At 61.8% G+C, this 26,256-nt stretch carries 25 protein-coding genes; 12 read left to right on the top strand and 13 right to left on the bottom strand.

The genetic code is table 11. The features are described from left to right. Positions 1–76: 76 nt before the first annotated feature. The 3 genes from ABD819_RS09885 to ABD819_RS09875 form a co-directional block, all read right to left on the bottom strand. Positions 77–1,432, bottom strand: a complete 1,356-nt coding sequence (locus ABD819_RS09885; protein ID WP_345123648.1) for a sensor histidine kinase — start codon at positions 1,430–1,432, stop codon at positions 77–79. Continuing rightward, positions 1,422–2,798 carry a sigma-54-dependent transcriptional regulator gene (locus ABD819_RS09880; RefSeq protein ID WP_345123646.1) on the bottom strand — a complete coding sequence of 459 codons (1,377 nt, stop codon included), beginning with the start codon at positions 2,796–2,798 and terminating at the stop codon, positions 1,422–1,424. The genes ABD819_RS09885 and ABD819_RS09880 overlap by 11 nt, the downstream gene beginning before the upstream one ends. Positions 2,799–2,872: 74 nt before the next feature. Next, positions 2,873–3,844, bottom strand: a complete 972-nt coding sequence (locus tag ABD819_RS09875) for a S41 family peptidase (RefSeq protein ID WP_345070987.1) — start codon at positions 3,842–3,844, stop codon at positions 2,873–2,875. Between the two features lie 482 nt (positions 3,845–4,326). On the opposite strand from ABD819_RS09875, the gene ABD819_RS09870 reads away from it, so the two are divergent. Genes ABD819_RS09870 through ABD819_RS09860 form a run of 3 tightly spaced genes read left to right on the top strand, consistent with a single transcriptional unit; the run spans position 4,327 to position 8,689 of the window. After that, the gene (locus ABD819_RS09870) at positions 4,327–5,586 is read left to right on the top strand and encodes an efflux RND transporter periplasmic adaptor subunit (RefSeq protein ID WP_345123644.1); all 1,260 of its coding nucleotides are present in this window, start codon (positions 4,327–4,329) and stop codon (positions 5,584–5,586) included. Positions 5,587–5,625: 39 nt separating this feature from the next. Continuing rightward, positions 5,626–6,309: an ABC transporter ATP-binding protein gene (locus tag ABD819_RS09865; protein WP_169533681.1), complete on the top strand. Its 684-nt coding sequence runs from the start codon at positions 5,626–5,628 to the stop codon at positions 6,307–6,309. A 22-nt stretch (positions 6,310–6,331) separates the two neighbouring features. After that, positions 6,332–8,689, top strand: coding sequence for an FtsX-like permease family protein (locus ABD819_RS09860; protein WP_345123642.1), 2,358 nt, complete (start codon positions 6,332–6,334; stop codon positions 8,687–8,689). Positions 8,690–9,253: 564 nt separating this feature from the next. On the opposite strand, the gene ABD819_RS09855 is transcribed toward ABD819_RS09860, so the two are convergent. From ABD819_RS09855 to ABD819_RS09820, 8 genes are all read right to left on the bottom strand, one after another. Then, positions 9,254–10,147 (bottom strand): carbohydrate kinase family protein, encoded by an 894-nt coding sequence (locus ABD819_RS09855; RefSeq protein WP_345123639.1) that lies wholly within the window; start codon positions 10,145–10,147, stop codon positions 9,254–9,256. Positions 10,148–10,348: 201 nt separating this feature from the next. Then, positions 10,349–12,244, bottom strand: coding sequence for a glycoside hydrolase family 13 protein (locus ABD819_RS09850; RefSeq protein ID WP_345123637.1), 1,896 nt, complete (start codon positions 12,242–12,244; stop codon positions 10,349–10,351). 244 nt (positions 12,245–12,488) lie between these two features. Continuing rightward, positions 12,489–14,138 (bottom strand): helix-turn-helix domain-containing protein, encoded by a 1,650-nt coding sequence (locus ABD819_RS09845; RefSeq protein WP_345123635.1) that lies wholly within the window; start codon positions 14,136–14,138, stop codon positions 12,489–12,491. Positions 14,139–14,226: 88 nt separating this feature from the next. Beyond that, positions 14,227–14,439, bottom strand: a complete 213-nt coding sequence (locus tag ABD819_RS09840) for a hypothetical protein (protein ID WP_345123633.1) — start codon at positions 14,437–14,439, stop codon at positions 14,227–14,229. Further along, a complete protein-coding gene (locus ABD819_RS09835; protein ID WP_345123631.1) occupies positions 14,436–15,041 on the bottom strand; it encodes a hypothetical protein in 606 nt (201 codons plus the stop codon). The genes ABD819_RS09840 and ABD819_RS09835 overlap by 4 nt, the downstream gene beginning before the upstream one ends. Before the next feature lie 62 nt (positions 15,042–15,103). Continuing rightward, entirely contained in the window at positions 15,104–15,496 is a 393-nt protein-coding gene (locus tag ABD819_RS09830; RefSeq protein ID WP_345123629.1) for a hypothetical protein, read from the bottom strand. Next, positions 15,493–15,879: a hypothetical protein gene (locus tag ABD819_RS09825; protein WP_345123627.1), complete on the bottom strand. Its 387-nt coding sequence runs from the start codon at positions 15,877–15,879 to the stop codon at positions 15,493–15,495. Before ABD819_RS09825 ends, ABD819_RS09830 begins: the two co-directional genes overlap by 4 nt. Before the next feature lie 30 nt (positions 15,880–15,909). Next, positions 15,910–16,134: a hypothetical protein gene (locus ABD819_RS09820; RefSeq protein WP_345123625.1), complete on the bottom strand. Its 225-nt coding sequence runs from the start codon at positions 16,132–16,134 to the stop codon at positions 15,910–15,912. Between the two features lie 106 nt (positions 16,135–16,240). Here ABD819_RS09820 and ABD819_RS09815 point away from each other — a divergent pair, with 106 nt between their 5' ends. The 5 genes from ABD819_RS09815 to ABD819_RS09795 all read left to right on the top strand — a co-directional run bounded on the left by ABD819_RS09815 (position 16,241) and on the right by ABD819_RS09795 (position 19,418). After that, the gene (locus ABD819_RS09815) at positions 16,241–16,957 is read left to right on the top strand and encodes a helix-turn-helix domain-containing protein (RefSeq protein WP_345123624.1); all 717 of its coding nucleotides are present in this window, start codon (positions 16,241–16,243) and stop codon (positions 16,955–16,957) included. A gap of 127 nt (positions 16,958–17,084) precedes the next feature. After that, complete coding sequence (locus tag ABD819_RS09810; protein WP_345123737.1) at positions 17,085–17,303, top strand: helix-turn-helix transcriptional regulator; 219 nt, start codon at positions 17,085–17,087, stop codon at positions 17,301–17,303. Between the two features lie 3 nt (positions 17,304–17,306). After that, positions 17,307–17,639 (top strand): HipA N-terminal domain-containing protein, encoded by a 333-nt coding sequence (locus ABD819_RS09805; RefSeq protein ID WP_345123622.1) that lies wholly within the window; start codon positions 17,307–17,309, stop codon positions 17,637–17,639. After that, positions 17,636–18,586, top strand: a complete 951-nt coding sequence (locus tag ABD819_RS09800; RefSeq protein WP_345123621.1) for a HipA domain-containing protein — start codon at positions 17,636–17,638, stop codon at positions 18,584–18,586. The genes ABD819_RS09805 and ABD819_RS09800 overlap by 4 nt, the downstream gene beginning before the upstream one ends. Positions 18,587–18,728: 142 nt before the next feature. Continuing rightward, complete coding sequence (locus ABD819_RS09795; protein ID WP_345123620.1) at positions 18,729–19,418, top strand: DUF4386 domain-containing protein; 690 nt, start codon at positions 18,729–18,731, stop codon at positions 19,416–19,418. Here the strand turns inward: ABD819_RS09795 and ABD819_RS09790 are convergent. Further along, complete coding sequence (locus tag ABD819_RS09790; protein ID WP_345123619.1) at positions 19,360–19,944, bottom strand: Crp/Fnr family transcriptional regulator; 585 nt, start codon at positions 19,942–19,944, stop codon at positions 19,360–19,362. The genes ABD819_RS09795 and ABD819_RS09790 overlap by 59 nt on opposite strands. Before the next feature lie 619 nt (positions 19,945–20,563). Here ABD819_RS09790 and ABD819_RS09785 point away from each other — a divergent pair. Both ABD819_RS09785 and ABD819_RS09780 read left to right on the top strand, forming a co-directional pair. Then, positions 20,564–21,775: a helix-turn-helix domain-containing protein gene (locus tag ABD819_RS09785; protein ID WP_345123617.1), complete on the top strand. Its 1,212-nt coding sequence runs from the start codon at positions 20,564–20,566 to the stop codon at positions 21,773–21,775. 129 nt (positions 21,776–21,904) lie between these two features. Next, entirely contained in the window at positions 21,905–23,113 is a 1,209-nt protein-coding gene (locus ABD819_RS09780) for an acyltransferase family protein (protein WP_345123615.1), read from the top strand. Positions 23,114–23,533: 420 nt separating this feature from the next. On the opposite strand, the gene ABD819_RS09775 is transcribed toward ABD819_RS09780, so the two are convergent. After that, entirely contained in the window at positions 23,534–24,043 is a 510-nt protein-coding gene (locus ABD819_RS09775; protein WP_345123613.1) for a hypothetical protein, read from the bottom strand. 356 nt (positions 24,044–24,399) lie between these two features. On the opposite strand from ABD819_RS09775, the gene fabG reads away from it, so the two are divergent. Next, complete coding sequence (fabG, locus tag ABD819_RS09770) at positions 24,400–25,143, top strand: 3-oxoacyl-ACP reductase FabG (protein WP_345123610.1); 744 nt, start codon at positions 24,400–24,402, stop codon at positions 25,141–25,143. Positions 25,144–25,146: 3 nt separating this feature from the next. Next, positions 25,147–26,151 (top strand): 3-oxoacyl-ACP synthase III family protein, encoded by a 1,005-nt coding sequence (locus ABD819_RS09765; protein ID WP_345123608.1) that lies wholly within the window; start codon positions 25,147–25,149, stop codon positions 26,149–26,151. The last annotated feature ends 105 nt before the right edge of the window (positions 26,152–26,256 follow it).

The following is a 26,256-nucleotide window of genomic DNA, read 5'->3' as shown; positions in this document are numbered from 1 at the left end:
AGCGGTCAGATGAACTGTGAATTGTTCGTAAGCTCGCCAGGCTTCCAGCTCATGTGCGGCGCAATTCAAACGCCTGTCACACTGTAGCCGGGCCGGGAAACCAAAGCTGAAAGGCGCTGCCTGCTCCTTCCACGGAATGCACCTGAATGCTGCCTTGGTGCAGTTGCATGATTTGCTTAGCCAGGCTCAGCCCAATACCGGAGCCACTTGGGCGGGTGGTGAAAAAAGGGACGAAGATGTTGTCCAATAAATCGGCAGGAATGCCGCTCCCGTTGTCTTTTACCTCAACGACCACTCGCTGCTGCCCATCGAGCCAGGCCAGCAAGTTAATCTGTGGGTCGGGAGTTTGGCCGACGGCCTGCGCGGCGTTGAGCACCAAATTGATAAGCACCTGCTCCAGCAGGTGGCCATCGGCTTGCAACGCGAGGTGAGCGGGGCGCACGCTGATAACTACTTCAATGCCTTGGGCGGTCAGCTGTTCGGCCAGCAGCTGATGGGTCGTCTGGAGCAATTCCTGCACGTAGAGAGTCGTGCGTTGCGGCGGGGCCAGCGTGCTGAAGTTGCGGTACACCTGGGCGAAGCGCAGCAATCCTTCGCTGCGCTGCTGAATGATGCGAATGCCGGTGCCTACATCGTCGAGCAACTCGGCGGCCGAACCCTGCTGCTGGGCCGCCCGCACGTGGCGGCCCAGCGAATCGGCCAGGGAGGCAATGGGCGTAACCGAGTTCATGATTTCGTGCGTCATCACCCGCAGCAGCTGCTGCCAGGCGGCGGTTTCGGTGTCGGTCAGGGCTTGGCTGACATTTTTGAAGGCCAGCAGGGTAGACGCTTCGCCCCGCGTTTTAAACTGCGTGACGGACAATAGGAGTTGTACCGCGTGGGAGCCCACGGTCAGTTTCACCACCGCGGGCTGGCCGGGCACGGCCCGGCAAATGGCCTCGTACAGGACTGGCTGCCGGTGTTGCAGCGCCTGAATATTTTTTAGGTAGGGCAGTTGGAGCGTGTCTTTGAAGGCCTCATTGACCCAGACTACGGTGCCCGCGGCATCGTAGGAGACGATGCCGGTATCCAGAAGGGCCAGGATGGTTTGCAGGTACTGAAACTGCTCCTCCTTCTCAAACCGCAACTCGCGGAACGTGGCATTGACTTGGTTAAACGCCGCGTGCAGCCGCCGCAGCGATGCCGGAGCCATCTGCTCCGAGTATTGCCGGGAAAAGTCGCGGTATTTCAGGGCCAGTGTAAAGTCGAGCAGGGCCTGCTGACCGCGCGTCAGGTAGCGAGCCAGGGCCACGACCAGGGCCAGCAATACTCCCAGCGCCACCAGGGCCAACCCGTAGGCGTGGTGAAACGCGGCGTGCCCGCCCCCAGCCAGCGCGGCCAGCAGCAGTACCAGCCGCCCCAATAAGCCGATATCCAGGCGGTTAAATACCATGCTTATCGAGGCGGCGATAGAGGGCCGTACGGGTGAGGCCCAGCTCCTTGGCAGCTTTCGTCAGGTTGCCTTGGTGGCGCTCGATGGCGCGCAGGATGGTGTTTTTTTCTACTTCCAACAACGGAATTCCATTTTCTGCCGATGCCAAACCAACTGCCGCCTTGTCGGCAGATGCGGGGTTAGGAAAGTGAAAGTCCTCGGGCCGCAGCACCGGGCCGGTTCCCAGAATAATCGCCCGCTCCACGGCGTGTTGCAGCTCGCGCACGTTGCCCGGCCAGCCGTATTGCCGGAGTTTGTGCACGGCGGCGGGGGTAAGTTCCGGGGCTGGTTTCTGGTTGCGGGCGGCATACACCTGCGCGAAGTGCTGGGCCAGCAGCTGCACGTCGTTGTCCCGTTCGCGCAGGGGCGGCAGCGTGATTTCTACCGTGTTGAGGCGGTACATCAGGTCCTGGCGGAAAGCCCCGCGGGCGACCAGCGCGTGCAGCGGCGCGTTGGTCGCCGACAGCAGCCGAATGTCCACGGGCACGGGCACGTTGCTTCCCACCGGCACGACCTGGCGGTTTTGCAGGGCCGTCAGCAGCTTGGCTTGCTGCGGTAGGGGAATATTGCCAATCTCGTCCAAAAACAGGGTGCCCCCGGTGGCCGCTTCAAACCGGCCCACGCGGCTGGCCTGGGCATCAGTGAATGCGCCCTTGGTGTGCCCAAACAACTCGCTTTCAAATAAGCCCGTGCTGAGCGCGGCTACGTCGGCCGTGATGAAGGGCCGGGCGGCGCGGCGTGACTGCTCGTGCAGGGACCGGGCGACCAATTCTTTGCCGGTGCCGTTCTCTCCCAGCAGCAGCACGTTGGCATCGGTCGGGGCCACCTTTTCGATGATGGCCCGCACTTCCTGCATGGCGGCCGATTGCCCCAGCAGGGCCGTAGCAGCGGCCGACGCGGGTAAGGTTTTCGGGCCGGGACCCCCACTTTTGCCGCGGGGTTTGGCTTGCAAGGCGGCGGCGAGCGTTTGCAGCAGCTGCTCGTTGTGCCAGGGCTTGAGCAGGAAATCCGTGGCGCCGGCCTTGAGCGAGCGCACAGCGGTGCGCACGTCGCCGTAGGCCGTCATCAGGATAACCGCCGCGGTGGGGTCGTACTCCAGGATGCGGCCGAGCCAATAGAAGCCCTCGTTGCCGGTGGCCTGGCCGGCGCGGTAGTTCATGTCGAGCAGGATGGCGTCGAAATGTTGCTGACGGAGCAAGGAGAGCAGGTTTTCCGGGTTTTTCTCCGTGACGACTTCCCGCACCTCGGTCTTAAGCAGCAGCTTGATGGCGAACAGCACGTCGCTTTCGTCATCTACTACCAGTACGCGCGCTTGCTTGGAAATCATGAAAAAGGCTGGATGAAACGTAAAAGTCGGGGTTATCTGTCACCCGTAACAACCCAGGCCCCAGGCTAGGCCACTTAGTTCTCCGCTTTGTATTCTTTTCTAATCCAGCGAATGGCTCGCGGCACTACGTCTACTGGCCTGAGTGACTCGTCGGGGACTAGTGAGTGGCCATACCGTACCAGGCGGCGGTCAGCGAATACTGCGGTTGTCAGCAAGATGACGGACCCATCGGACAAATAAAAGCGGCTTCTGCTGGTAGATACCCCGCACGTGCCCGCTCCAAAGCTTCGGGTGTGCTTTCTGGCTTTAAAGGAGACCGCAATGGCCTCGCCCGAACTGGCCGTTAGCGTATCGGTCAGCACGGCCACTACTGGGTTGGCAGACTTCAGCGTATAATAATTGGCTGTTTCTGCCTGTATGTCGCCGTCCGAAAATGCCTTACCTTTTTCGTATCGCCACGCGGTTTTGGTGTTATTCGCGTCAATACAATAGCCGAGCGTATCTTCTCCCAAAATCGGCCCTGCCCCCACGAGCATCGGCCACAGATTCCCTCCCATATTCCCTCTCAAATCCACAATCCAGCCTTTTAACTCTGGCTTATCCCGCGCCTTGATGTGGGCTTGCACTTGGGTTATGTACTTGTCCAGCTTTTGCTGACTGCCGACAACCCACGGAATTCTGATGTAGCCGATGTCTTCAGGAACCGGCTCGTCGGGGTATAGCGGGGGCTGCTTGGCAGGGGTCATTTCAAGGCCTTTCACCGGGCGGGCACAATAAAACTGTGTGTGCTTATCGCCTAGGGCCACGATGGCAAATTCAACCGCTGGATAGGCCTGCTCAATTGTTTTGGCGCCGCTTGCTTGCGCTAGCAGGTTCTGCTTGAAAACTACCCAGTTTACGGTCGCCCGATTAATGAAATTGGCTTGCATAATACGGACTACCTCCTCCAAATATTCCCGCACCGCAGGCGAGGGGGGCTTACGTTCTGCACTATCTGCACTACAAGAGGCAAAGACGAAGAATAAAATGCAGAGCTTGACCCTCATGTTTGCGTGGCATAGTAAAACAACGCCCAATATGCAAAGCTCATTCTAGAAAAACACTGCATTTTACCAGCGAGACGATGGTAGCCGAAATCCACCCCTTTTCCCAGATTTGGGTATTGTTAAACAGATAGGGCAAAACCTTTGAGTTGGAGGTTTTGACTCGACACCTAGCCCTGGCAGACCCTTGGCAGCCCCCTTTCAGCCCTTAACGTGCTCTATTTTCCGTTTTCTGAGAGGAACTCATAAATCGTGCAGGCTTCAAAAAATACTGGCTTTCAGTCGGCCAAGCCGTTTTCTACCCGTCAATCGATTTGAACTGTATCAGAACCGAACGGTCCACTGTATCAAAACCGGACGTTTGGCGGCAGCTGGCGACCAGGATTCAAAAGTATTATTCTGATTAGCAATAGCTTGTGAGTAAGGCATCGTTCTTGGCACCTCCGGTCAATAGTTTTTTGCTACTGTTTCCTGCGCCGAACCGAATGGATGTCCTGATACCGAAGAAAAAATGGTCGTTTGTTGCCCGCTGGTGGTGGCTGGGGGTGCTAGTACTGGCCGGGACGGGCGCGGCCGGCATTTACTGGCCCCGGCCAGGCCAGCGGCTGCAAGTCGCGGCCAGTCGTCTGACCATCAGCCCTGTCACGCGGGGTAATTTTCAGGAATTCACGGCCATTGACGGGGTGGTGCAGCCGCTGCGCACCGTGTACCTGGACGCGGCAGAAGCCGGCACGGTGCAAGAAGTTTTGGTTGAAGAAGGCGCGACCCTGACGGCGGGCCAGCCCCTGCTCCGGCTGGCCAACCCCGACCTGCAACTGGAAATGGTAAACCGCGAAACGGCCGTCTATGACCTGATGAACAACCTGCGCAATACCCGCAACCAGCTGCTGCAAAACCGCATCCTGCGCCAGAACCAGTTGGCGGACATCGACTTTCAGTTGGCCGAGGCCCGGCGGGTGTTCGACACCAACCAGGTGCTGTACGACCAGCAGGTGATTGCGCGGCAGGACTACCTGCAGAGCCAGAACGCCTACCGCTACCAGCTACGCCGACGACAGCTCACGCAACAGACCCTGCGCCAGGATTCGGTGGCCATGCAGCAGCAGCTGGGCACCATGCAGGAGTCGGTGCGGCGCATGACCAGCAACCTGGCCCTGATGCGGCGCAAGATGGACGACCTGCTGTTGCGGGCCCCGGTCGGCGGTCGGCTCAGCGCGCTAGCCGCGGAAGTGGGCGAGGCCAAAACGCGGGGCCAGCGCCTGGGACAGATTGACGCGCTGACGGGTGTGAAACTACACGCCGTCGTGGACGAGTTTTACATTGCCCGCGTCGGGGCCGGTCAAGTGGGTGAGGTCGTGGTAGAAGGCCGGGCGTATGCCTTGCGCGTGACCAAAATCTTCGCCCAGGTGGCCAAAGGCCTGCAAATCGACCTGGCCTTTACTGGTGCCCCGCCACCGGGCCTGCGGCGGGGCCAGACCCTGCCCATCCGGCTGGCGCTGAGTGCGAAGGCCCCGGCGGTGTTGCTGCCCAAAGGCGGCTTTTACCAGCAAACCGTGGGCAACTGGGCGTTCAAGCTGGGGGCCGACGGCACCCGGGCCCAACGGGTGCCCATCCGGCTGGGGCGGCAGAACCCCGATTATTATGAAGTGCTGGCCGGCTTGCGGCCCGGCGACCAGGTCGTGACCTCCAGCTACGAAGGGTACGCCGACCAACAGGAACTAGTGCTGGACAATCGCCAGCCATAGGTATTTTAATAACTACTTGGCCATAAAAGACTAATGTTCATAATTAAGACCGAAAACCTGGAAAAGGTGTACCGCACCGAGGAGGTGCAAACCAAAGCGCTGAACCACGTCTCGCTGACGGTGGAGCAGGGGGAATTTGTGGCCATCATGGGCCCCTCGGGCTGCGGCAAGTCGACGCTGCTCAACCTGCTGGGCCTGCTCGATGAGCCCGACGGCGGCAGCCTGCAACTGCTGGGCACCGAGACTAGCCGCTACTCGGAGCGCCAGCGGGCCGAGCTGCGCAAGCGCAGCCTGGGCTTCGTGTTTCAGAGCTTCAACCTGATTGACGAGTTGACGGTGTTTGAGAACGTGGAGCTGCCCCTGCGCTACCTCGGCGTGGGGGCCGCCGAGCGGCGGCAGCGGGTGGAACAGGTGTTGGAGAAAATGCAGCTGCTGCACCGGCGCAACCACTTTCCGCTGCAACTCTCGGGCGGGCAGCAGCAGCGCGTGGCCGTGGCCCGCGCCGTGGTGAACGCCCCGCCGCTGCTGCTGGCCGACGAGCCCACCGGCAACCTCGACTCGGCCAGCGGCCACGATGTGCTGGGCCTGCTGACCGAATTGAACGAGGCGGGCACGACCGTGCTCATGGTCACGCATTCCGAGCACGACGCCCGGTACGCCCGGCGCGTCATCCGCCTGCTCGACGGGCAGGTGGTGCTGGAACACAGCCGCAGCCAATTCTGAACGCTTTCCTTCCCCTTCGGCCATGCTTCCCTACCCCCTGCTGCTTATCTACCGCAACTTTAAGCGGTTTAAAAGCACGTTCTTCACCAACCTGATTGGCCTCTCGACCGGCTTGGCCTGCGCGCTGCTTATCTACCTGTGGATAAGCGACGAGCGCAGCTTTGACCGCTACCACGCCCTGGACGGCCGGCTCTACCAGGTGCTGGAAAACCACCGCACGGCCGCCGGCATCGAGACCCAAACCGGTACCGTGCCGCTGCTGGCCGAGGCCCTGCGGCGGGAAATGCCGGAGATTGAATTCGTGGCCACCACCACGCCGGTCCCGTTCTTCCCCGCGTTCACGCTGGCGGCGGGCGGACAGCACCTCACCGCCGTCGCCAAATACGCGGACCCCGCCTTCTTCCAGCTGTTTTCCTACCCCCTGCTGGTGGGCACCCCTGCCACGGTGCTGCGGGATAAACACGCCATTGTGCTCTCCGAGGCTTTGGCCACCAAGCTCTTCCAGACGCCGCAGAACAGCCTGGGCAAAGCCGTGGAATGGCAAATGGCCGACCGAAAGCAGACCTGCCTGGTGGCCGGGGTGTTTGCCGGGGTGCCCCGCAACTCGTCCGAGCAATTTGACTGCGTGCTGCCGTTTGCCTCGTTCAAGGACCAGATGCAGATGAGCGAAACCATCAAGTGGGACGACGACGGCCCCTTCAACACCTACCTGGCCTTGAAGAAGGGCGCCGACCCCGCGCAGTTTCAAGCCAAGCTGGCAGGGTTACTGAAGACCAAAAGCGCGCAGGCCCAGGCCCGGGCGCGCACGCTGTTTGTGCGGCCGTTCTCGGCGGGGTACCTGCACGGCACCTACGAAAACGGCGTCGCCACCGGGGGGCGCATTGCCTACGTGCGGCTGTTCGCCCTGATTGCCGGGCTCATTCTGGTGATTGCCAGCATCAATTTCATGAACCTGTTCACCGCCAAGGCCTCGCGGCGGGTAAAGGAAGTGGGCATTCGCAAGGCCCTGGGGGCGAGCCGCGCCGCGCTGGTGGGGCAGTACCTGACCGAGTCCGTGGTGATGGCCTTGCTGGCCCTGGTCGTGGCCGTGGGGCTGGTACAGCTCGTGCTCCCGCAGTTCAGCGAGCTGACGGGCAAGCCGCTGGCCTTGCGCTGGGAGCCGCAGCTGGTGGGGGCCAGCCTGGCCCTGGCGCTGGGTACGGGGCTGCTGGCGGGCAGTTACCCCGCGTTCTACCTGTCGGGTTTCCAGCCGGCGGCCGTGCTGAAAGGCAAGCTGCCGACCAGGGCCGGCGACGTGTGGACGCGGCAGGGCCTGGTCGTGCTGCAGTTCACGCTCTCGGTGCTGTTCATCGTGGCCGTGGTGGTCGTCAACGCGCAGCTGGCGTTTGTGCAGCGCCAACCGCTGGGCTACGATAAGGCATACGTGCTTCGCTTTGATACTGGCGGCAAGGCGGCGCGCCAGCAGGCGGCCTTTCTGAGCGAGGTGAAGCAATTGCCCGGCGTCGTGCAGGCGTCCAGCGTCTTGGGCGGCTTCCTGGGGGGGCGCTACGTCGCGGAGATGAGTTGGCGGGGTAAGCGCCTGCCAGTCGGGACGATGCTGGTCAACTACGGCCTGGTGGAAACGATGGGCATGCACTTAGTCGCAGGCCGCAGCTTTGCGCCGCAGTTCCGCGCCGACAGCGCTGGTATCATCGTCAACCAGGCCCTGGTGGCCGGCCTGGGGATGCCGGACCCCGTGGGCCAACGGCTCGACGGGGCCCGCATCGTGGGCGTGGTCCGCGACTTCCACTATGAGTCACTGCACGAAAAAATCAAACCCCTTCTCCTCCGGCTCGACCCCCAGATTAACACGGTGCTAGTGAAGCTCCAGCCCAACGCGGAGCAGGCCACGATTGCGCGGCTTCAGCACCTGTACGCCGCCTACAACCCCGGCTTTACGCTCGACTACACGTTTCTGGATGCCGACTACCAGGCCCAGTACGTAGCCGAGCGGCGGGTCGCCGTGCTCGCCCGCTACTTTGCCGGGCTGGCCATTCTCATTTCCGCCCTGGGCCTGCTAGGGCTGGCGGCCTTCACGGCCGAGCGGCGGCGCAAGGAAATCGGTATCCGCAAGGCCCTGGGCGCGAGCGAGCTGGGTATCGTCTGGTTGTTGACCAGCAGCCTGACCCGGCTGGTCGTCGTGGCCATCGTACTGGCGCTGCCTCTGAGCTACCTGCTACTGCAGCGGTGGTTGGAAGGCTTTGCCTACCACGTGGCGTGGCAGTGGTGGTACTTCGCAGCCGCCGGAATGGGGGCCCTACTCATTGCCTGGCTCACGGTAAGCGTGCAGGCCTGGCGAGCCGCCCGCCGCAATCCCGTGCTGAGCCTGCGGGCAGAATAGGGGTGTGGCTAGCCTCCGGGCGGCTGATAAGGTGGGAGGCGAGCGTCACTATCGCAGCAATCGGAGGCACGGTACAAGGCAGTCTAATCCTTGTTGACCTTCCGCGACAACCGCAAGACCAACGATGCCGGAAGTGGAAAGCATCACTACCGAGAATTGGCAACCCCTGCGCAATCTGGGAAGCGCAGCTTCGGGAATTTTCCTAGCGATGTTTTCTGTCCCTGGTACAGTGCCTGGCTATCACGGCGGCCAGGCTGCGAGGTGCCTACAGACTGCCTCCAAAGTGCCTTCAGCGCCTGTTGAGCGCGGCGGCTACTTCGGCTTCCGGGAGGCTGGTGTACGCGCAGAACTCGGCTACGGAAACGTAGGCGCGGGCGGGCTTGCGCAACTGGGTGCGGATACGCTGTAACAGGCGCTTGCCGGCGGTGCAGGCAGCTTCGCCTGGTGCAGCCGCTGTAGCTGCCCGGCCCGCGATTACGAACGATTGAGCAGCCCGTTGCAGCAGCCTTATTTCGTTGTCTGCACCTGCGTTATGCTTGCCCGGCACGCCAACACCGCATAGAACTAGGCGTTGCCGAAGTGCTGCTGCCAAGCCGCTTCCAATCGGGAACTGCTCAACTGCGGGTCTACCAGGCCGAAGGCACCCACGCACCAGTTGCCACATAAGGTCGCGTATTGCAGGCATTTTTGCAGGGGCTCCTGGCGCAGAAAGCCGAAAAGAAACCCTGCGAAGAAGTTGTCGCCGGCCCCGTTGCTGTCCACTACGGCGGGCGCGGGCACGGCGGCCTGCTCCAGCCACTGGCCCTGGGCGGTGAGCAGGGTGGCTCCGGCCGCGCCGTGGGTGCACACCACCAGCCGCTTGCCCGCCGCCCGCAGCTGCTGCATTACCGGGCGGTAGTCGGGCAGGTTATCGGAGCTGAGGTGGATGTAGTGGGCGGCCTCGATGAAGGGCTGGTGGTAGGGGTTGTGGCCGTCGTAGTCGTGCAGGTCGGTCCAGATGGGGTGCGGGTAGTCGCGGAGCAGCGGAATCAGCGGCTGGCAGTAGCTGATGATGTTCAGCACCACGCACGCACTGGCGCGGATGAGGCCTGCCACCTGGGCGTGGTCGAAGGCCAACGTGGGCGAGGCCTGGGTGATAAAGAGGGAAATGCGCCGGCCCTGGGCATCCATCAGGTTGATGTGGCGTTCGGTGCCGGCGGGGTCCAACACGTAGTGGGCCTCCACGCCCTGGGCGCGCAAATCGGCCACGATGTGGCGGCCGTAGGCATCGTCGCCTACGGCCGAGTACAGGGTGACGGGCAGCCCCAGCTTTGTCAGGGCCAGGGCCTTGCCCGCGCCGGTTGAGCCGGTACCTTCGTGAAAAGGCGCCCGGTGAATGGTCTGCGGCTGCGGGGCGGGCAGTTCGGGCAGGGTCACGATGTGGTCGAAGGTGGTACCTCCCAGGATAAGCGTGCGCAACACAGGACGGGGCGAAAAATCAGTGAGAACGGAAAGTGGGCGGACGGCCCGACTTAGAGCCTATCCGAATAGCAAAAAAAGGACGGTCATGCTGAGCTTGTCGAAGCATCTCTACCGCGTAACTAATTCAAACAGTGGGATTACTTGCGCGGTAGAGATGCTTCGACAAGCTCAGCATGACCGTCCTTTTTGGGTAGGGTCTCAACGCAGCTCCCACACCAGGGCGGTGAAGGCCGGCACGGTGGCTGTTTGCAGGTTGGGCACCACGGCTTCCGTCAGCACGTCGCGGGCGGCGGTGTAGCCGCGCAGGCGCTCGGCAAAGCGGTTCAGCGGCACTGTTTTCGCGGCCGGGTTGCAGTTCAGCATCACCAGCACGGTGTGGCCCTGGGTATCGTGGCGGAAGTAGGTGTACACGCCGTCTTCGGGCACAAAATGGGTGAGCTGACCGGTGTGCAGCACCGGGTGGGTTTTGCGGTAGGTGGCCAGCTTGCGCACGTACGTGTGCATGTCGTGCTGGGCCGGGGTGCGGCCGGCGGCCGTGAAGGCGTTTTTCGGGTCGGTGGGCCAGCCGCCGGGGAAGTCTTCCCGCAGCAGCCCGTCGGGGCGGCTGAAGTTCTTCATCAGCACCTCGGTGCCGTAGTAGAGCTGCGGAATGCCGCGCTCGGTCAGCAGCCAGGCCAGGGCCATTTTCTGCTTGTTCACGTCCTCGCCCAGCACCGAGAATATCCGGTCCACGTCGTGGTTGTCGAGGAAAATGACGTTGCGGCTGGCATCCTCGTACATCCAGTCGCCCTGCACGGCGTAGTAGAGCCTGGACACGCCCTCGTCAAAACCGACGGGCTTGGTCAGGCTCTCGACCAGGGTCATGCGCAGCATGAAGTCGAGGGCGCCGGGCAGGTTACTCTTGAAGCCGTTGATGGGCGGAAACACGTTGCGGGTCCAGAACGCCTGCTGGGCCACGCCTTCGCCTTGCTGCATCCAGGTTTCGCCAAACATGCCCAGCTGCGGATACTCCTCCAGGATGGCTTTCCCCCAGTTCATCAGAAACGTGGGGTCGGAGTAAGTGTACGTGTCCACGCGGTAGCCGTCGACGCCGGTGTACTCCACCCACCACAGAAAATTCTGGATGAGGTAGGTGGCCACCAATGGGTTTTCCTGGGCCGGGTCGGGCATGGTGGTGTCGAACCAGGTGGTGCTGAACAGCTGGCGGTCGAGCACCGCCACGTGCGGGTCGTTTACCGTGCCGTTGCGGTAGTTGCCCCGCGTGAAGGTGGGCCACTGGTGAAACCAGTCCTTGGCGGGCTGGTCGAGCCAGAGGTAGTTGAAGCTGCCGATGTGGTTGAGCACCACGTCGTGCACCACCTTCAGGCCCTGCTCGTGGGCGTGCTGCACGAAGCGTACGTAGTCCTCATTGCTGCCGTAGTGCGGGTCCACGGCGTAGTAATCGGTGAGAGCGTAGCCGTGGTAGCCGGCCTTGGGCATGTTGTTGTCGACCACCGGGGTGGGCCAGATGGCCGTCACGCCCAGTTCTTTCAGGTAATCAAAGTGCTGCTCAATGCCCTTCAGGTCGCCGCCGTGGCGGTCATACATGGAGTCGCGGGCGATGGTACGCGCCCGGTTGCCTTTTACCACGTCGTTGGTCGGGTCGCCGTTGGCAAACCGGTCGGGCATGAGCAGGTAAATGAAGTCGGCGCTGCTGATGCCCTGCACCTTGGTCTTGTCGCCGGGCGTGGTGCGCGCCCGCAGCTCGTAGGCGTAAGTGGTTTTCCGCTTGCCCTTGAATTCCAGCTGCAGCTTGCCGGGCTTCGCGGCAGTGTCGATGGTGAGATTGACGACCAGGTAGTTGGGGCTTTCCAGCCGCTGAAAGCTGTCCAGCGTGACGCCGGGGTAGCTGGCCAGGGTCACCTGGCTGGCGGCCAGGCCCGGCCCGTGCACCAGCAGCTGCAGCTTGGGGTTCTTCATGCCCACCCACCAGAACGTCGGGTCGATGCGGCTGATGGGCGGGGTGCCGGGGCCGGCGCCGTGCGCGGTGGCCGTAGCACGGAGGGGGCTGCCGGCGAGCAGCAGCAACAGAAGGAGCAGTCTGGCAAAGGACATGGGGCGTAAAAACAGCGCGGCATCAGGGGCCGTCGGGTGGGAGAAAGTGTGCGCCCTGCTTCGGCCGGCCAACGCCTTGCCAAATCGGGTCAGCAAACCTAGCCCCCTGTTTTTGGGGCCGCGCCCCACTTTGCAAAGCCGGGTCCTTATGCCCGACGATATTTACCAAACACTTGCTGGTGAATTATTTATCTGTTTTAAATTCTGGTACCTCTGTCCGAAAGCGGAACTTCGGTGGCTGGCGCTACTCCTCGCGGATGCCGCTGAAATACTCGCGTGGCGTCTGGTCGGTTTGCTTTTTGAAGGCGCGGTTGAAGGCCGTCTTGGAGTTGAAGCCCACCTCCAGGGCCAGGGCCAGCAGCGTGTACTGCCGGGCCTGCGGGGCGGCCATCACCTGCTTAAACTCGTCGACCCGGTAGGAATTAACGAAGTCAAAGAAGTTCTGGCCGAAGCCCTCGTTGATGACCTTGGACAGCACGTGCGGCGGCAGCTGCAGCCCCATGGCCAGCTCGTGAATGGTCAGGCTCGGGTTGAGATAGGGCTTGTGCTGCCGCATGTAACCGGCCACAGTGGCCTGCGCGGCAGGCAGGTCGAGCGACCCCGGCGCGCCCGGCGGGCGGGGTGGGCGCGGCAAAGCTGGCAGCGGCTCCGTAATGGCCACCCCGGCCACCTCGGCCATGACAGGCATTGGCGCCGAAACGGGTACCCCGGCAACCGCTGCCCCGGCCGGCAGCGCGCCCAGGTCCGCTGGGACCGGTACCAGCCGGAAAATTTCGGGCTGATGCAGCACGACGTAGCCCAGAAAATAGGGCAGCGTGGAAAACACCAGCCAAATCAGAGCCTGGTTGCGGGCCACGAGGGTGTACACATCGAACGTGGCCCAGCGGCTGGCCAGCACAATGCCGAACAGAAAGCTCCACAGCAACAGGCACACCGCTTGAATACCGAGCACGGTGGTGAGGTAGCGCAGGTTCTGGGCATACGACACGCTGGCCTCGTACTGCCGGGTGTAGTCCCGGATGACCCGGCGGCTCGCCAGCCAGTAGCCGACGTTGGTGAGCAGCGCCACCAGGCCGGTGGTCAGCAGCACAGCCCGCAGGCCCGCTTCGTGGCTGACCAGCCGCAGCTGAAACTCGTAGCTGTCGAGCAGAAAGTAGGGCAGGTACACCAGCAGCTGCAGCGCCGCGGGCACCAGCTGCAGCCACTGCCGTGGCCGCGGCGCCTCGTTGAACAGCAGCCGGCGGATATAGCCGTAGAACAGCGGCCCGTAGACAAACCAGATGAAGTCGGGTACCAGCGTCAGCTGCGGGTAGGCATTGGCCACCGTTCGGTCGCTGCTGATTACCGTGAGCAGGGTGCAGCCGGCCCCCAAGCCCAGCAGCCAGAGCAGCCAGCGGTTGGCCGCCCGGTTGGCGTGCTGCAGGCTGGGAATGGCAATCAGCAGCAGCACGCCCTGGAAACACGAAAACAGCAGCAGCAGGTCGTAGAGCGAATAGAACTGGAAGGTGCCGGTCAGGTCTTCCCAGCTTTGCACGCGCACTTCCACGTCGCCGGCCTGCGCCTGCTGGCGCGTCGCCAGGCGGTTGGCCCGCACCTGCCCGTGCCCGCTTCCCTCAATAGCTGCCCAGCTGCCCCGCGACACTTTGTATTCGAGCCGGGCCTGCTCCGTGCGCAGCGTGAGGCCAAACAGGCCGTTGGCCTGCCGCCGAAACCGGTAGCGGGCATCGGCCGGCTGCCAGTTGTTGAAGGAGCCAACCAGGTAGAGCGCCGCATCGCCGGGGGTATTGGCCGGCAAGCTGGTGAGAACAAAGTGATAGGCTGTCAGCCGCTGCACCGTATCGTTGCCAACCGGCCTGGGCGGCGAAGCTGCCTGCCCGGCCCAAGGCAGACCCACTACCAGCAGTAAGACGAAGAAGAAAATAAATCGGGCCCGGCCAAACGCAGACAATGTGAAAGAAGATAACTGTTAAAGGAACCGCAAATTAGGCAAATAAGCAGACGGCAGCAGCGGCGCGGGGAATAGCTGCAGACTGCCTCCGTCCTGCCTTCAGCCCCGGTTGGCTGACGCCGACGTCGCTGTCGTGCATCATCAACAGCAGTTCGAACCAGGCCCCGCGCTGCGCGAGGTCGAGGGCCTGGACGCCCTGGTCCTTATGCCAGTCGCCGGGGTAGAATTGGATGGCCGGGAGTTTCATGCGCGTGTCAGCGTGGACACATATTGGACGGGGATGGTCTCAGTGGGCTGGCCGAAGAGGTTGAGCTGCCGGTAGTCAGTGCATTTGCCGCGCAGGGCGGCTTCAACTTCTGCCAGTGCGGTGGCCAGGGTGGTTTCCAATAGGCCGGTGTAGGGGTAGCTGCCTTGCTCGTCGTCGAATGACTGATAGGGTGTGGTCAGGTTGAGCACCCGGCCGGCGGTTAGCTCGCGCTGACCGATGAGCGTGACGCCGCTTTGGTGGCGGCCCATGGAAAAGCCGGTGACGGTGAAGGGCTCGAACAGTGCGGGTAGCTCTTCGGATTCGTCGGGCCAGAAATCGGGCGTCTCGGTCAACTGCTCGGCAAGCAGGCAGAGGTGGGGCACCAGGCGGCTCAGGGCGTGGGTCAGGTCGGGGTGAACCTGCTCGGCGCAGGTGAGGGCGAAGGCGCGGGGTGGGGCCTCTGCATTGCGCTGCTCGGTGAATTCGCAGGTCAGCTGCTGGTCTTTGACTTTGACCCTCAGAATGGTGATGATGGAAGTAGTGGCCTCCGGGCTGTAGGGGTCGGCTCCGGCAGGGCCGACGACTGGGAGTAGCTGCGACATAAGGAACAGGGATTTGGGCGGCCGGATTTGGCTGCTGGTTGCTGGTGGAATTGAGGAAAGGGCTACTGCTGGAAGCGGGAGGGGCGGCCGCGCTTGACGCGGGCACCGGGGGCAGCTACTGGCTCGGCATCGGTGCGGTTCCGGCGCTGCCAGTCGTGGATTTGGGATAGCATGACCCGGTCGCCGCGGCTGGATTCGCCCGTGACGTAATGCAGACGGCGCGGATGGTGCTCGGGCAGGCGCATGTAGTCGCGCAGGGTTTCGGGGTGCAGGTCGAGCAGCTCGGCGGTGCGGGGTACGGAATAGGCCGGGTCGGGCGTGGGGGCGGTTTCGAGCTGGCGGCGGGCCTCGGCGGCACAGGCTTTCTCCAGTGATTCACGCACCCACGTATGGTCGTCGGGCAGGCGCACGGTGATGTGCAGGCCGTCAGCGGTTGTGGTGGTTAGCTCGGTCATGGCTGTGGGGGCGTTGAGCGCTCGGGGAAGAAGCATTTGCCCTTATCGTACACTGGGGCTATACCGGAGGCTTTGCGATGGGCAATGATGCGCTGCAGCTGCGTGAGTACCTGGGCGGCGGTGTCGGTGTCGAACTCGTAGCGCCACAGCTCCACCCACACGGCTTCGCGGTAGGTCAGGAAGGGACTGTCAAGAGTCTCGCCCAAGTCGTAGCGCTGTGCATATGTCGGGCGGGGGTAGTCGGCGGTGAAGTGGTAGTTGGGGCAGGCCCGGATGGCGGCTTCCACGGCTGCCGTAGCTTTCCGGGGCTCTTCGAGCAGGTAAGGCGCTGGCGGCAATGGGCGGCGGGGATAGGGGTGGTCAGCGGGGATAAGGAGAAGCATGGTCGGGGAAGTAGTTAAGAGTGAATGGGCTTAATGGTTGAGGCGGTCGAGGTCCTGTTGCACGGTTTGGCTGCCGGATGCTTTGATGAGGCGGATGGCTTCGGCAACGGCAGGGTGGGCTGGCTTTGCTTTCTGCAGGGCTTTGGAAACGGCGGCGTGCGACAGTTTTAGCAAACGGGCGATGTCCGAGATGGCACCGTGCGGAAGTAACATCCGCAGGTCTTTCGGCGTAGGGGTGGTTTCAAGTGGTTGCATTTGGTCAAATATCTGTTACCTTTGAAATCAATGTGACGCTCAAATGTAGGTAAAAGTTACCAAAAGTTGCAAAACGAAAATGCTTGAACGGAAAAAACTGAGCGATATGACCCCGCTGCCGTCGTTGATAATGAGTGAGCGGCTAAGGGTGGTGCGCAAATCCCGCGACATGACGCAACAAGAAATGGCCGACCTGATAGGGACCTCGCGCCCCTCTATTGCGCAACTGGAGGCCGGTCGCCATCAGCCGAGCAATGAGGCGCTGGAAACCATCGTGGCCAAGCTGGGCATCAGCCGCAACTGGCTATGGTTTGGCAGCGGGCCGATGGAGGACTTCAGCCAATTGGGTGGTAACGTGAAGATGCTGGCCGGCCTGGAAGAAGGCGACTATCTGGACATTGATTTTGTCAGTTGCAAAGTGCGCGGCAGCTTTCTCGAACTAATGGACGACGGCGGGGAAGTGAGCCAGTTCGAGAGTCTGGAAATCGTGCGCATCTACGACCCGACGCCGGAGATGCGCAAGCCGGGCACGAAGGGCTTTGAGATTGATGGCGATTCGATGGAGCCGCAGCTGCGCTCCGGCATGAAGGTGGTAGGGGTGCGGGTGGCGCTGTCTGATGTAAAGTATGCCACCAGCGGGGTCTATGTGGTGGCCTTTGGCAATCAGTTGACTATCAAAAGGGTGAAGAGCAACGACATTTTAGAGCGGGGCATTCTGGTGCTGCACGCCGACAACCCCAACGCCGGAAGCCTGCCGGTGGCTGGGGAAGACATTCGATTCATGTGGCGCGTGGTGCGGATTTTCTACGCCGATGTTATCTAAGAGCGTAGCTGTTGCAAGAAAATTATACCCTATTGGGTATAATTAGACCCTTATGTAGTATATTTATACCCGTTCAGGTGTAATATTTCTCACATGACTACAAACTATACCCGTTCGGGTATTCATGATGCTTGACCCGCTGGCCGCTTTTGTAAAACAGCGCCGCCGTCTGCTACGGCTGTCGCAGCCCGACTTGGCGGCCAAAGCGGGAGTGGGCCTGCGTTTTGTACGTGAATTGGAACAGGGGAAAAGCACGCTGCGGCTGGATAAGGTTAACGCTGTGCTTCACCTGTTTGGCCACGAAGTAGGGCCGGTGCCCGTGCTGTCTTCACCCGAACCGGAATAACCCATGCGCCAAGCAGAAGTACATATGCACAGCCAGGTGGCGGGCTACCTGAAGCAGGATGAGCAGGGCTACACTTTCGCCTATGCGCCGGACTACCTTGCTACATCCACCGCGGAGCCGGTCAGTCTGACGCTGCCGCTGCGCGAGCAGCCCTACATGGAGCGGGTACTGTTTCCTTTCTTCGACGGGCTGATTCCTGAGGGGTGGCTGCTGGACGTGGCCGAGCGCAACTGGAAGCTGAACGTCCGGGACCGGATGGGGCTGCTGCTGGCCTGCTGCCGCGACTGTATCGGCGCCGTGAGCATCCACCCACTTCCTAACACTGACGACGCATGAGCCGCTGCCTTTACTGCTACCAGCAGCTGGCAGCTGGCCAGCTGGACTATCACCCGGCCTGCAGCCGCAAGCTGTTCGGGCGGGCAACGCCGCCGACATTTCCCTATTCGGAAACGCAGATGCTGGGCTTGGCGGAGAAGATTGTGAGCCAGCACATAACGGTGACGGGTGTACAGCCCAAGCTGTCGTTGTCGCTGGTGCCGGGCAGTGTTGCTAATGGGCCGGCCCGGCTGACCATCGTGGGGGCTCTGGGTGGCGAGTATATCCTGAAGCCGCCGACTTCGCGCTACCCGCACCTGCCCGAAGTAGAAGATGCCACCATGCATTTGGCCGAGGCAGTCCGCATTGCCACCGTGCCACACGGGCTACTGCGGCTGCAGGATGGAGCCCTGGCCTACGTGACGCGGCGCATTGACCGCCTGAAAGGGCAGAAGCTGCACATGGAAGACATGTGCCAACTGACCGGGCGGCTGACCGAAAACAAGTACGACGGCTCGCACGAGCAGATAGCCAAAGCCCTGCGCACCTACTCCGCCAATCCTGGTCTGGACGTGGTGAATTTCTACGAGCTGGTGCTGTTCAGCTTTCTGACCGGCAACGCTGATATGCACCTGAAAAACTTCTCGCTGCTGCACACACCGGGCCTGGGCTACGGGCTGGCCCCGGCCTACGACCTGGTGGCCACGGCGCTGGTGAATCCGGCCGACGCGGAGGAGCTGGCGCTGACGCTGAACGGCAGAAAGAGGAAGCTGCGGCAGGAGGATTTCCGCGCGGCGGGCCTGCGGGCCGGCGTGGATGAGAAGGTAATGACGGGGCTGTTTGCGAAGTTCACCCGCGCCCGGCCGGCATGGGATAAGCTGCTGGCGGAAAGCTTCCTGCCGCCGGAGCTGAAGGATGGCTACCTGGCGCTGCTGCAACGAAAGTTTGCGCAGCTGGAGCTGGCGTAGGTAGTCGCTAGCCTGTTTTTTTCACAGCTGATTATTGTTCATATTTTTGCGAAGCAGCCACGTATCTTACCCAAAGTCAACGAAATAGACGGCTGCCACTGGCAACCTTTGTCCGGTAATAAACCCCGCAAAAGTTGTCCGCATGAAGCCCACCCACCCCACCGGCCGCGCGTTAGGAGTTCTTTTCCTGCTGCCCTTGCTCACCTACGCAGCGGGCAGCAGTATCCTGTCCACAGTTTTTGACAACCCCAACTACCTGTCCGAAGCAGTTGCCAGTACGCCATGGGTAACCACGGGGGCCCTGCTGGTGCTGGCCAATTCCGTTGCCGTCGTGGCCATTGGCGTACTGCTCTACCCCATCTTGGCCGGGCTGAATAAGCGTATTGCCCTAGCGTATGTCAGCGTCCGGCTTGCCGAGTCGGTGCTGCTGCTCGGGGGCTTAATCAGCCTGCTGTCGCTGCTTACCCTCAGCGAAGAATACGGGAAAACGGGGGGCTTGAGCACCCCTGGGTTCGATGTCCTGGCGCAGCTGGCCCGGGCGGCCAGCTTTCGGGCGTATCAAATGGCCATGCTTCTGCTGGGGCTGGGGAGCCTGGGCTTTTGCTGCCTGCTCTACCGGCACCGGCTGGTCCCTGGATTCATTGCCCTGCCGGGGCTGGTGGGTTATGCCTTGCTGGCCATAGGGGCCGTGCTGGAACTGTTCGGATTTCCCGTGGGCGTGTGGCTGTCCGTGCCGGGCGGCTTGTTTGAAGTGGCCCTGGGCATTTGGCTGCTTATCCGCGGGCTGCCTTTTCGGCCGGGGAGTGGGTTACGGGGGCGGCCGGCGTGGTAATGCGCTTCCGGATGCGGCTCAACGATTCGGGCGTCACCCCAATGTAGCTGGCCAGCTGGTACTGGGGGATGCGCTGGAACAAGTCAGGGCGGGCTTTGAGCAATTTCTGGTAGCGCTGCTCGGGAGTATCGGTCAGGTAGGTCGCCAGCTGCTCCTGCAGCTCGCCAAAAACGGTGCCCATCACGAGGCGGGAAATGGTTTCGAGCCGGGGAAACCGCTCGTACAGGTCGTTTTCCTTCTGCTCGGTGCCCACAACCAACTGGGAGTCTTCGCAGCAGGCAAAATAATGGTTAGCGGGCGCTTGGTTCGCGAAGCTGTTAACGGAGACGACCCACTGGTTTTCAGTGAAAAAGTTCGTCGTTTTCTCCTCGCCGTCCACCAGGTAGTACTGCCGGACACAGCCGGCCAGCACAAAGTAGCATTCCGTCGAAACCTGCCCTTCCCTCAGGAGCACCGTGCCTTTGGGAAACGGCTTGATGCACATGCTGTCTCGGATGGCGGCCGCTTCGGCGTCGGTCAGCGGCATGATGCGGGAGAAATAATTAATCAGTCTTTCCTGCATGGCTTCCATCCTGAATATCCCGCTACTGACGAGTGCTTTTGGTAGTCACGGTGCCGGGGTTGTCAATGCCTGCCGGCCGCTGAACCCTTGTCATTTCACTCGTGAACCGGCCCGCAAGTAACACCCCTTTGGGGGTAGTTCACGCCGGCCCGGCGACGTGGGGGTTGGTGCCTTAGCCAAAGACTTGCGGGTGAGCAGAGCATCCCCGTGGCGCTGGGGCGATTTACTCTGCTGATTGGCTTCAGAATACCCGGTCGGCCAGCTACCGCTTCCCCTATCAATTGCGTTGCCCGGCGTTAAGACAGCACCCGCAGGCTCAGGCCAGTGCTTTCACTTTCGGCGCAGGGGCCGCCTGGGCCGCATACAAGGCGCGACAGCAGTCTACGAAACTCATCTCCTCTGCGCATTTCGTAAACTTTGAATTGTAGACTGGTTTCTTAAACTCGTCCGGCGCTGCAATGGCTCATTAGCACCCAATGCTGGGCAGCTGCTAGGCGTTCACTGATACGAGCCTTTGTCGTGCTTAGCCGGAATTCCTACCTAGCTTGCTCGCATTCCGACACAACCGCTTCAATTGCCCGCCGTGCTGCCTTTTCTCAACTTATGGTCCGTCCTGATTTTGCTGGGCGCCGCGCAGGGGCTGTTGCTGAGCTGGACGTTCTTCTTCTCGCCCGAAGGCCGGGCCCTCAGCAACCGGCTGCTGGCGCTGCTGGTGCTCAGCCTGGCGCTGCTGGTGGTCGAGATTCTGCTCTGCTACTCCGGCTACGTGCAGTTTGCGCCCTTCTTTGTGGGCCTCACCGAGCCGCTGACTTTCGTGGTGTCGCCGCTGCTCTACCTCTACGCCCGGAGCCTCACCGAGTCCGCGTTTCGCTGGCGGCCGCGCTACCTGCTGCTGCTGCTGCCCGCTGTGGCCCACGCGGTGTACTTAGTGCCCTTCTTCGCCCAAAGCAACGCTTGGAAGCTGCGCACCGTGGCCGAGTCGTTTCACCAGCCGCACCTGGTCACGGCGGTGGCCGAGCATCCGTTCTGGTGGTTTGGTACCTACGACCGGTTCTACGACTTTTTCTACCTCGTGCTGGGCTCTTATCTGCTGCTGTACCTGGGCCTGCTGTTGCGCACCTTCTTCGGGTACCAGCGCCAGCAGGCGGCCCGGCCCGCCGCGCCGGCCCCGCTGCTCGGGTGGCTGAAGCGGCTGGGCATCGGGTTCGGACTGCTGCTGCTCGTGTACCTGGGCGCCACTACTTACTTCCACGTCGCCAGCCCTACCAGCGGCACCGACGCCGGCGACGTGTGGGTGGCCTCGCTCATCTCCCTGCTCTTCTACAGCATGAGCGGCCGGGCCATCAGCCGGTCCACCCTGCTGGCCCTGCAAACCCCGCCCGAAGAGCTGCCCGAAGAGCCCGCCGCCCCGCGCCGGAAATATGAGAAAACCGCGCTGGCCCCCGAAGCCACCGCCGACATCCTGGCCCGGCTGCGCACGCTTATGGCCACCGACCGGCCCTACCAGAACCCCGACCTGTCGCTGGCCGACCTGGCTGCGCAGCTACGTCTGCCGCCGCACCACCTCTCGCAGGTCATCAACGAACAGTGCCAGCAAAACTTCTTCGACTTCCTCAACTCCTACCGCATCGAGGAAGTGAAGCGCCAGCTCCAGCTGCCCGAAACGGCCCACCTCAAGCTGGAAGAAATCGGGTTTGCCGCCGGCTTCAACTCCAAGTCGGCCTTCAACGCCGCCTTTAAAAAGAGCACGCAGACCACCCCGTCCCAATTTCGCAAAACCATGCTATCGGCATGACGCCAGCGCGTTAGCTAAATGACCAAGTGCGAATTCGCAAGGTAGTACGCCGGGTTTGCGAGGCGTGTCGTGGGTAGGGGAGAGGTGCCGGTAGGTTTGAGCATCGATTCACCTACCCCCTCCCCGGCCATGAGCCCAACCACCGCCCTCCCAACCGCCGCCCGCCGCTACGACCTCGACTGGCTGCGGGTGCTCGCCTTCGCGCTGCTCATCCTCTACCACACCGGCCTGGTGTTCGTGGGCTGGAAATTCCACATCATGAGCCACACCACCAGCCCTGCGCTGGAACTGCCCATGGAGTTTCTCAACCAGTGGCGCATGCCCCTGCTGTTTGTGATATCCGGGGTGGGCGTCACCTTCGCCCTGAACCGCCGCACCGCCGGCCAGTTTGCCGGCGAGCGGGCGCAACGCCTGCTGCTGCCCCTCATTTTCGGCATGTGCGTCGTCGTGGTGCCGCAGGTCTACTACCAGCGTTTGTCCGAGGGCGCGCACTACACTTCCCTGCTCGACTTCTACCCGCACTACTTCAACGGGGCCGCGCCGAAGGGCAACTTCACCTGGAACCACCTCTGGTTTATTGCCTACCTGCTGGTGTTTTCGCTGCTCAGCCTGCCCCTGTTTGTGCAGCTGCGCAAGCCCGCCGCGCAGGCCGCCCTCGCCCGCCTGGGCCAGTGGCTGAGCCGGTCGGGCGTCGTGCTGCTGTTTGCCCTTCCCCTCATCATCATCCAGCTCACGCTGCGTTCCTACTGGCCCGATACCCGCAACCTGGTGCACGACTGGTTCAACTTCGCCTTCTACCTCACGCTGTTCCTCTACGGCTACCTGCTCGGCCCGCTGGCCGGGTTCTGGCAGGCCGCCGAGCGGCAGCGCTACCTGTTCCTGGCCCTGGGCCTGGCCGCGTTCTGCTTCTACTACTGGGGCGACGATTATTATTATTATTCGCTCATCGGCGGGGCCATCAAGCGCGTCGTACAAGCCTTCAACTGCTGGTGCTGGATACTCGTCTGCGTCGGGTTCGGCCGCCGCTACCTCAACCGCAACTCGCCCCTGCTCCAGCGCGCCAACGAGGCCGTATACCCCTTCTACATCCTGCACCAAACCGTGCTCATCGTGCTCGGCTACTACGTGCTGCAATTACACGCCACCAACGCCGCTAAATTTCTCATCACAGCCCTGGGCACCTTCGGGTTCACCCTGCTCTTGTACCTCGTCATCGAGCGATTCACCGTGCTGCGGGTCCTGTTTGGCCTCAAGCCGTTGGCGCGGGCCAAGGCAACAGCAGGCGCGCACCGGCTGACCGGCCCTGGAAACGTGGAGCCAATGGCTTTCGCTGAGTAACGGTGCACCACCGGACCGCCCCGTCATCAAGGGCGGCCACCGTCCAAAGCCAAGGTGTCGTTAATCGAGGGGGAGATTGTTTAGCGAAACGGTACGTACTACAATCGACTTGCCTGGGCCTCCATAAAATTGCACTAATTCTGTTTAGCTACTTTTGCAGGGAGCGGGTAGTATTTACAAAACCGGGACGGAAAATGGGTGTGGGACGGAAACCGGGACGAAAGGCAAAAAATGCACTCTTATGCCATTGTAGGCGTTTTATTCGGTCTCAGGAGGGAGCGCTACAATGATTGAAACCCGCCCTTATCCGGCGGGTTTCTTCGTTTTAAGGTCATTCAAAACGAGCCCGGTTAGGTGGAAACAGTGCTACCTGTGGTAGCGGGACTGGTCTAAACGTAGCGAGGGCTAATTGGGAAAAGACTACGAGCAGAAGCGAGCCAAAGAGGAGGGCAGAAAAAGTACCTGCGGCATTGGGAGTCGCTGTTTTCTTGCTCTGGGTTTCTTCACCCGCGAGCCGTCGGCCCGAAATATGACGGGGTGGCTGGTGCCTTCCATGCTCACTTCCACCTGGTAGCTTTTAACGCCGGTGGGCGAGGTGAGTAGGGAGGCACCGGTGATTTGGTAGTCCCGGTATTCCAGGGCCAGCGTAGCACGCACCTGGGCCGGCAGTTTCCCCGGCGATAGGCTGGATTTGGTGGCAGTCAATACGCCAGCAGGCGAAATTAGCGCCTTAACGGGCTTTCCCCGGTGGCTAAAGCTGGCCGCATACTGGCCCTGGTCCGTCTTCTCCCAGGCAACGGACTTCGCGGCCGGAAACTTGGTATGCAACGTGGCTTGCACGGGCGCGGGCACCTTATCCAGTGTCAACGCCTGGGCCGGAGCGGAAAACGAAAGCGCCACCAGGGCCAGTAGCAATAAGTACTTATCCATAGCGGTAGGAAGGTCGTTAAGCAAGGTTGCGCGCCAGTTGATTGGGAATCTGCAAAAATCCATCGTAGCCAGCAGCTTCGCACTGACTATCATCATGCTGGTGCGTGACTATTATCAGCCGGGTACGGATGGAGCAGCTGGAACTGAACGACCAGGTAGGTTGGCGTAGCATCAGCTCCGCACTTTTGGTTGATACTTGAGTCCGGGAATGATTTAGCAGGTGTAAGAATTTGATATGAAGATTTTTAATTATTTCCGCTGGAAATAAATTACGGTAAGTCCACCCCGGTTTTCTTCGCTGGTTCTACTGCCTCGGCCATGCCTCCCGCTACTTTCATGCTGCATTAATAATCAGCATGAAACGAGCACAGGATAAGGTTGTCATTATCACGGGCGGGGCCAGCGGTATTGGCCGGGTATCGGCCCTACGGTTTGCGGCCGAGGGGGCTACTGTCGTCATTTGGGATATTGACCAGGCGAAAGCCGCGGCCACCCGCGGCGAGATAGAAGCGGCCGGCGGACAAGTGGTATTGGCGCAGGTAAACACCACCCAGCCCGAACAGGTGGCCGCCGCCGCGAAAGCAGTGCACGACCAGTTCGGCCGCATCGACGTGCTGATAAACAACGCCGGCATCACGCGCGACGCCACGCTGCGCAAGATGACGCTGGCCCAGTGGCAGCAGGTGCTCGATGTGAACCTGACCGGCGTATTCGTCTGCACCCAGGCCGTGGCCCCGTTTATGGAGGCACAGCAGCGCGGGCGCATCATCAACACTTCCTCCGTAGTCGGGCTGTACGGCAACTTTGGCCAAGCCAACTACGCGGCCACCAAGGCCGGCCTCATCGGCCTTACCAAGACGCTGGCGCGCGAGCTGGGCAAGTACAACATCACGGTAAACGCCGTGGCCCCCGGCTTCATCGCCACCGACATGATTGAAACCATTCCGGAAAAAGTGGTGGAAATGCTGAAGGGCCGCACCCCGCTGCGCCGCTTGGGCACCCCCGAGGACATTGCCAGCGCCTACCTCTTCCTGGCTTCCGACGAGGCCGGCTTCATCTCCGGCACGGTGCTGAGCGTGGACGGAGCCGTAACGATTTAAGCCATGCAGACTGCTACCGGCCGCCGCGCGCTCATATCTGCCACTGGTTCCTACGCCCCGGCGCGGGAACTGCCCAATAGCTATTTTAACGAGCTGCTGGGCGAGGACGTGGACACCTGGCTGCGCCAGAACGTGAACATTCACTCCCGCCGCTGGTGCGCCGCCGATGAATCGGTGGCCGACCTCTGCGAGCATGCGGCCCGGCAGGCGCTACAACGCGCCGGCGTGCGGCCCGCCGAACTGGACCTGCTCATCGTGGCCACCGACACGCCGGAATACGTGTCGCCCGCTACCGCCACCGTGCTGCAACACCGGCTGGGGGCCACGAGCGCCGGAACTTTTGACCTCAACGCCGCCTGCGCCGGCTTCGTGACGGCTCTCGACGTGGCCGCCAAATACATCACCTCCGACACGCGCTACAACCGCGTGCTCGTCATCGGCGGCTACGCCATGAGCAAATACCTCGACCTCACCGACAAGAAAACCGTGACGCTCTTCGCCGACGGGGCCGGAGCCGTGCTGCTGACTTCGGCCGAGAACACCGACCGGGGCTTCCTCACCAGCCGCCTGCACACCGAAGGCCAGTACACCGGCTGGATGGGCATCTACGCAGGGGCCACCAATCAGCCGCTGACGGCCGACGTGCTGGCCCGCAACGACCACAAATTAAAGTTCGTGCACCGCTTCCCCAAGGAAATCAACCCCGACATCTGGACGCGCCTGGCGAAGGAAATGGCCGCTGATATTGGGATTTGTCCCTGCGAGGTGGACCACTACGTGATGACGCAGCTCAACATCCACGCCATCTACGAAACGCTGGACCGGCTGGGCGTGCCCCGCGAGCGGGCTCCGCTCATCATGCAGCAGTTCGGTTACACGGGCTCGGCCGCTATTCCGATGGCGTTGGATAAGGCCGTTAGCAGTGGCGATATCAAGGAAAATGACCTGGTGTTTTTGATTGGCTCCGGCGGCGGGCTAGCCTTCGCCGGGGCGGCGTTTAGGATGTAGCGCAGCACGTAGCGCGGACTTTGTAGTCCGCGTCCGAATGCCGCCGGCCAACATTTGGCTGACTTATAAATAGTTACTATGTTCACTTGCGGACTACAAAGTCCG

Source organism: Hymenobacter antarcticus, assembly GCF_039539545.1.
GTDB lineage: Bacteria > Bacteroidota > Bacteroidia > Cytophagales > Hymenobacteraceae > Hymenobacter > Hymenobacter antarcticus.
Note: the sequence above shows the minus strand (reverse complement) of the source record. Positions and strands in the feature narration are given on the sequence as shown.

Coding starts and splice junctions, on each gene's coding strand:
- ABD819_RS09885 (WP_345123648.1), bottom strand. CDS start 1,432: ATGGTATTTAACCGCCTGGATATCGGCTTATTGGGGCGGCTGGTACTG.
- ABD819_RS09875 (WP_345070987.1), bottom strand. CDS start 3,844: ATGAGGGTCAAGCTCTGCATTTTATTCTTCGTCTTTGCCTCTTGTAGT.
- ABD819_RS09830 (WP_345123629.1), bottom strand. CDS start 15,496: ATGACCGAGCTAACCACCACAACCGCTGACGGCCTGCACATCACCGTG.
- ABD819_RS09810 (WP_345123737.1), top strand. CDS start 17,085: ATGCTTGACCCGCTGGCCGCTTTTGTAAAACAGCGCCGCCGTCTGCTA.
- ABD819_RS09820 (WP_345123625.1), bottom strand. CDS start 16,134: ATGCAACCACTTGAAACCACCCCTACGCCGAAAGACCTGCGGATGTTA.
- ABD819_RS09800 (WP_345123621.1), top strand. CDS start 17,636: ATGAGCCGCTGCCTTTACTGCTACCAGCAGCTGGCAGCTGGCCAGCTG.
- ABD819_RS09840 (WP_345123633.1), bottom strand. CDS start 14,439: ATGAAACTCCCGGCCATCCAATTCTACCCCGGCGACTGGCATAAGGAC.
- ABD819_RS09860 (WP_345123642.1), top strand. CDS start 6,332: ATGCTTCCCTACCCCCTGCTGCTTATCTACCGCAACTTTAAGCGGTTT.
- ABD819_RS09815 (WP_345123624.1), top strand. CDS start 16,241: ATGACCCCGCTGCCGTCGTTGATAATGAGTGAGCGGCTAAGGGTGGTG.
- ABD819_RS09850 (WP_345123637.1), bottom strand. CDS start 12,244: ATGTCCTTTGCCAGACTGCTCCTTCTGTTGCTGCTGCTCGCCGGCAGC.
- ABD819_RS09795 (WP_345123620.1), top strand. CDS start 18,729: ATGAAGCCCACCCACCCCACCGGCCGCGCGTTAGGAGTTCTTTTCCTG.
- fabG (WP_345123610.1), top strand. CDS start 24,400: ATGAAACGAGCACAGGATAAGGTTGTCATTATCACGGGCGGGGCCAGC.
- ABD819_RS09790 (WP_345123619.1), bottom strand. CDS start 19,944: ATGCCGCTGACCGACGCCGAAGCGGCCGCCATCCGAGACAGCATGTGC.
- ABD819_RS09765 (WP_345123608.1), top strand. CDS start 25,147: ATGCAGACTGCTACCGGCCGCCGCGCGCTCATATCTGCCACTGGTTCC.
- ABD819_RS09805 (WP_345123622.1), top strand. CDS start 17,307: ATGCGCCAAGCAGAAGTACATATGCACAGCCAGGTGGCGGGCTACCTG.
- ABD819_RS09835 (WP_345123631.1), bottom strand. CDS start 15,041: ATGTCGCAGCTACTCCCAGTCGTCGGCCCTGCCGGAGCCGACCCCTAC.
- ABD819_RS09870 (WP_345123644.1), top strand. CDS start 4,327: ATGGATGTCCTGATACCGAAGAAAAAATGGTCGTTTGTTGCCCGCTGG.
- ABD819_RS09780 (WP_345123615.1), top strand. CDS start 21,905: ATGAGCCCAACCACCGCCCTCCCAACCGCCGCCCGCCGCTACGACCTC.
- ABD819_RS09880 (WP_345123646.1), bottom strand. CDS start 2,798: ATGATTTCCAAGCAAGCGCGCGTACTGGTAGTAGATGACGAAAGCGAC.
- ABD819_RS09825 (WP_345123627.1), bottom strand. CDS start 15,879: ATGCTTCTCCTTATCCCCGCTGACCACCCCTATCCCCGCCGCCCATTG.
- ABD819_RS09775 (WP_345123613.1), bottom strand. CDS start 24,043: ATGGATAAGTACTTATTGCTACTGGCCCTGGTGGCGCTTTCGTTTTCC.